The sequence below is a fragment of the Bacteroidales bacterium genome (assembly GCA_018334875.1).
Taxonomy (GTDB): domain Bacteria; phylum Bacteroidota; class Bacteroidia; order Bacteroidales; family UBA12077; genus JAGXLC01.
Window position 1 is genome coordinate 1 of record JAGXLC010000291.1, and the last position, 5,127, is coordinate 5,127.

The 5,127-nt window shown below is 48.0% G+C and carries 3 protein-coding genes; 1 reads left to right on the plus strand and 2 read right to left on the minus strand.

Features of this window, described 5'->3' with window-relative positions; translation table 11 throughout:
• Positions 1–1,141: hypothetical protein (locus KGY70_16640; protein MBS3776828.1), on the minus strand; the 1,141-nt coding region annotated here is incomplete at its 3' end.
• A complete protein-coding gene (locus tag KGY70_16645; GenBank protein MBS3776829.1) occupies positions 1,128–2,501 on the minus strand; it encodes a sigma-54-dependent Fis family transcriptional regulator in 1,374 nt (457 codons plus the stop codon). The genes KGY70_16645 and KGY70_16640, both read right to left, overlap by 14 nt.
• A 164-nt stretch (positions 2,502–2,665) precedes the next feature.
• Here KGY70_16645 and KGY70_16650 point away from each other — a divergent pair, with 164 nt between their 5' ends.
• The gene (locus KGY70_16650) at positions 2,666–5,068 is read left to right on the plus strand and encodes an ABC transporter permease (protein MBS3776830.1); all 2,403 of its coding nucleotides are present in this window, start codon (positions 2,666–2,668) and stop codon (positions 5,066–5,068) included.
• The last annotated feature ends 59 nt before the right edge of the window (positions 5,069–5,127 follow it).

Here is a 5,127-nt window from a genome sequence, read left to right on the forward strand (position 1 = left end):
CTTCTTCTTCCTTCGCCTTAGCCCTCTTTCCAGCCTTCGCTTCAATCGCCTCCATGGCATTCTTCACCAGGTTGATCAGCACCTGCTCGAGCATCTTCTCATCACCCAGCAGGGTGAGGTGAGCAGGCTTCACCGACTGGCTTATGTTCATTTGCCTCTGCCGCAAGTCTTTTTCGAAAAGAAAGGCCACCTGCCCAAAGATCGCTTCAACCCGGATCTCTGTATAACGGGGTTCGGGGATACGGGTCAGATGCTGGTAGGTCTCCACAAAATCGCTCAATCCGGCGCTGCGTTTTCGGATGGTTTGCAGGCCTTCCTTCAGGTCACCAACCACCTCCCTGCTTTGCGCATCCCGGGCCAGCAGCCTTTCGTTTTCTCCTGAGACCCGTTTGAGCAGATTGCCCGACATGATGCGGATGGGACTGATCGAATTCATGATCTCGTGGCGCAGCACTTTGATCAGACGTTGCCAGGCATCTACCTCCTGGCGGTTCATTTCCCGGCTGATGTCCTGGAAGGAAGCAATGCGCACATGTTCTTTTTCCAGCCTGATATCCGACACCCGGATGGCCATGTTTTTCAGCTCGTTGTTAATCAGTATTTTCAGAAAGGATTCCTCGCCGTTTTTAAGGGAATGCAGCAGATCGGGCAGATCTTTGTGGCGTCTTTTCAGATGGGTGAGCTTCTTGGATTGATCCATCTGAAAAAGGTTCTGGAAGGCTTTGTTTTGAAGCTTGATCGATCCTTCGGTATTGAAGGCCAGCACGCCGATGCCAATGTGCCGGAGTGTATTTTGGAAGAAATGATGCTCCAGCTCCTTTTCCTTTCTTACCAGCCGGAAATCGGTTATAATATCATTGAAGCCCTGGTGCAGCTCCTTCATGAAGGGATCTTTATTGGGAAGGGGAAAAGCCAGGGAGGTGTCCTGGTTCTTCACCGCATCAATGAAGCGTTGCAGATCCTTCTTGATCCTTTGATTATACCGGATAAGGGCAAATGTTTCAAATACCAGCAGCATCAAAAGGCCCGAGGAGGTAGCTACCATGTAAGGCTGATAGAGGCTCCAGGCAAAAGCCAGACTGGTGAGGGCAATCAGCAGGCAATAGCCAATGATGCGGATATAAAAGTTATTGAAGCCCATATTTTCGTATTTTGGTATAAAGGGTGGAGCGGTCGATGCCGAGTTTTTTTGCTGTCAGGCTGATGTTGCCCCTGAACTGTTTCAGGGCACTTGCAATGATCTGTTTTTCATTTTCTTCCAGATTGAAGGTAGGCAACGCAGCAGAAGTGGCAGGATTTCTCTCCGGGACCAGCAGGTCGGGATTCAGTTCATCATCTTCACAGAGGATAACGGCTTTTTCAATGGCATGTTCCAGTTCTCTGATGTTGCCTGGCCAGCTGTATTGTTGCATGATTTCTATGCCTTTGTCGGTCAGGAGCAGGCCAGGTTTTCGGTATTTATCCCTGAGCCGGGAGAGGAAAAATTCGGCCAGGCCCGGTATGTCTTTGGGTCGATCCCGCAAGGGGGGCACATCAATCTGAATGGTATTGATCCGGTAGAGCAGATCTTCCCTGAAGCTACCCTCTTCAATCATATCAAAAAGGGGTTGATTGGTGGCGCATATCAAACGGATGTCAACGGCAATACCATGGTTGCTTCCTACCCGCACCACCGACCGGTTTTGAAGGGTTGATAAAAGTTTGGCTTGCAGGGTTATGGGCAGATTCCCAATCTCATCCAGAAACAGCGTACCCCCGGAGGCTGCCTCGAATTTTCCCTGCCGCGGTTCCCTGGCATCGGTAAAAGCACCCTTTACATGTCCGAATAATTCGCTCTCGAAAAGCGACTCTGGCAGGGCCCCCAGGTCCACATTTAAAAAGATTTCACCCTTTCGGAGCGATTTTTTGTGAATTTCGCGGGCAATAACTTCCTTGCCTGTACCATTTTCTCCTGTGATCAATATATCGGCATCTGTAGGACCCACTTTGTCCACGAGCTCATACACCCTTTGCATGACCTGCGAACGGCACCGGTAAAGCGAATGTTCCTGCTCAATCTCCCGGGCCAGGTGATTCTGACGGTTGCGGAGCATTTTGACTTCCATCTGCGACTGATGCAACTTGTAAGCAGAAAGAACCGTCGACAGGATCTTATCCTCGTCCCATGATTTCTGGATGAAATCGGTAGCTCCCTCTTTGAGTGATTTGACAGCCAGTTCCACATCTCCATAAGCAGTAATAAAGACCACCGTAACATCCGGGTCCTTTTCGCGGATCTTTTTCATCCAGTAAAACCCCTCGTTGCCGGTGCTTATCCCGGCCCTGAAATTCATGTCCAGCAGGATCAGATCAAAACGTTTTGGCTGCAGAAGAGAAGGAAGGTGCTCCGGATCCTTTTCCGCATCGACGGTTTCGAAATGCTGAGAAAGGAACATTTTCAGGGCAGATAATAATTCCACGTTGTCGTCGACAATAAGTATTTTTCCTTTATTTTTACTCATGGACCCGGTTGTTTCATTGTAAAGTAAATGGCTTTTGTTGTAAAAAGCAACAAGTGTGTTGTAAAATCCAACATTTTATTTCAGCAGAGATGTGAAATACACTGTATATCATAACATTAAAGTTTTGGCACATGCTTTGGTTATTCGTTGAAAAACTATTTGCTATGTTCCGGAATTATATTAAAACGGCCATAAGAAGGCTTTTGAGAAACAAGGCTGTCTCCACCATCAATATTCTGGGTTTGACCATCGGAATGGCTGTGACTTTCGTGATTTTGATCTATGTATTTCACGAGCTGAGTTACGATGATTTTCATACCAACAAGGACCGAATTTACAGGGTGATCACCGAGCAAAGACTCCATGGCTGGAAAAATGCCAGTACCCCCTATCCCCTTGCCGATAAGCTTGAAGAGGAGTATCCCGGGGTGAAGAAATCCGGAAGGCTGGGACTCCTGTTTGGGACATCTGTGAAGAAAGATCAGGATTTCATCCCTGAAGCACATTTTATTTGTGCCGACCCCGATTTTCCTGAAGTCTTTACACTGGAGCTCATCCGTGGCACCAGGAATGAGCTTTTGAATGAGCCCGGCGACGTGGTTTTAACTGAATCCATGGCACGGAAATATTTTGAAACATTGGACATCATGGGCAGGGAACTGATCATAGAAAATGGGGGAGAGGAGATTGTACTGAACATCTCCGGTGTCATCAGTGATTTGCCACAGACCTCCACATTAAAGATTGATTTTTTGGCATCCAGTGAGTTGTATTTAAAGCAGATAGGCAGGATTGCGTTTTCCGGCAGCCCGGAGCAGCTTACTCCGGATCATTTGCGAAGTTCCTGGCACCTGGATCTTTTCATGACTTATTTGCTGGTGGAAGAAGGTTTTCAGCCCCGGGCCTTTGAGGGCCAACTGAATGAGCTGGAAAAGAGTGTGTTTGAAGATGCCGGTAAAAAGTCTTTTCGTTTACAGGCCATGGAGGATTTTTATTTTCATTCGGGTGAGTTGCTGAGTGAATATACGGTGAAGGGTGATGTAAAGAATGTGTATATTTTTTCTGCAGTGGCTTTGTTGATCCTGGTGGTAGCCTGCATCAATTATATTTTGCTGGGTTCGTCGCAGGCACTGGATCGATCGCGGGAGATCGGCATCCGTAAGATCACAGGGGCTAATCGGAAAGTGCTTTTTCGGCAAGTGTTGGTGGAATCCCTTCTGGTCACCCTCATTGCATTTCCGCTGGCATTGATATTGATCGAGCAGTTGCGGCCCTTGCTGATCCGTTTTCTGGAGAAGGATTTCATTCATTATGGTGCGCTAAGTTGGGAGGTCTTGGTGGGTTTTATACTGGTAATGTTTTCCCTGAGCTATTTGCCCGTGCGGTTTATTGTACGGTTTTATACCCGCATCAGCCCGGCCGCTGTGATAAGCAGGCATGGAGCCAATGGCGGTAAGAAGTTGAAGTTGCGCAAAGGGATGATGGCCATTCAGTTCACTGTCTTCCTTATTCTGGTCAGTTGCAGCATGGGTATATACCGGCAGCTTGAATATGTGCGCAGCCACGACCTGGGGTTTGACCCGGAAGGGGTGATCTCCTTTTCTCTGGGCAACCGGCCGGATACGGAAGAAACTTTCAGAACCCTCAAAAATGAGTTGGTCAAAGATTCAGATATAGAAGCTGTTGGAGGCAGCATGTGGGTGCTTCCAACGGCCAACACCATGAGTTATGACTTGCCAATGCCGGAAAATCCCGACCAATCTGTAAGTATAGATGCTTTGTACGTGGATCAGCACTTCACCCGGGTCATGGGTATTGAGTTGACCCAGGGCCGGCCCTTGTCGGATTTTAGCGAGGAGCGGGGGGATATTGTGTTGATCAACGAAACAGCTGTGAATAGACTGCAGATGGACGACCCCATTGGAAGGGAGCTGGGAGGTTTTGAAATTGCCGGTGTCATCCGGGATTTTCATTCCAATTCCTTCCGGAAGAAGATCTCTCCCCTTATGCTGGTTAAAAAGACGGATATGGCCCGCAATATGCTGGTAAAGGTGTCGGGTGCACCCGGGAGCAATATCCTTTCCTACGTGGAGAAAACATACCAATCGGTGACCGGTACCTCCGCTTTTGATTATCAGTTTGTATCTGAGCGTTTTGATACGCTATACAAAAGTGATAGAAAACTGGCCGTTTTGCTTATGGTATTCTCCGGTATTGCCATTTTAATTTCTTCCATGGGCCTTCTGGGCCTGACCATCTTCCAGACCCGCAAACGCACCAAAGAGATTGCCATACGAAAAGTCAACGGAGCCCGCGTGGGCCATATGATGGGCCTGCTGTCCGGCAATTACCTGAAAATGATCCTGCTCTCTGCCGGGATAGCCATCCCTTTTTCTTACTGGATACTGAATCAATGGCTTCGGAGTTTTGCCTATCAGACCAACCTGTCGTGGTGGATATTTTTCGGATCGGTCATGCTGGCTGTAGTGATCACCCTGTTGACGGTGAGTTTTCAAACATATCGTGCAGCATCCGCCAACCCGGCCCAGTCGTTAAGGTGTGAGTGAGCAATGATAAAATTATAAGATGATTGAATATAGGAAGAATGTGTGAATTGAAGAGAAGA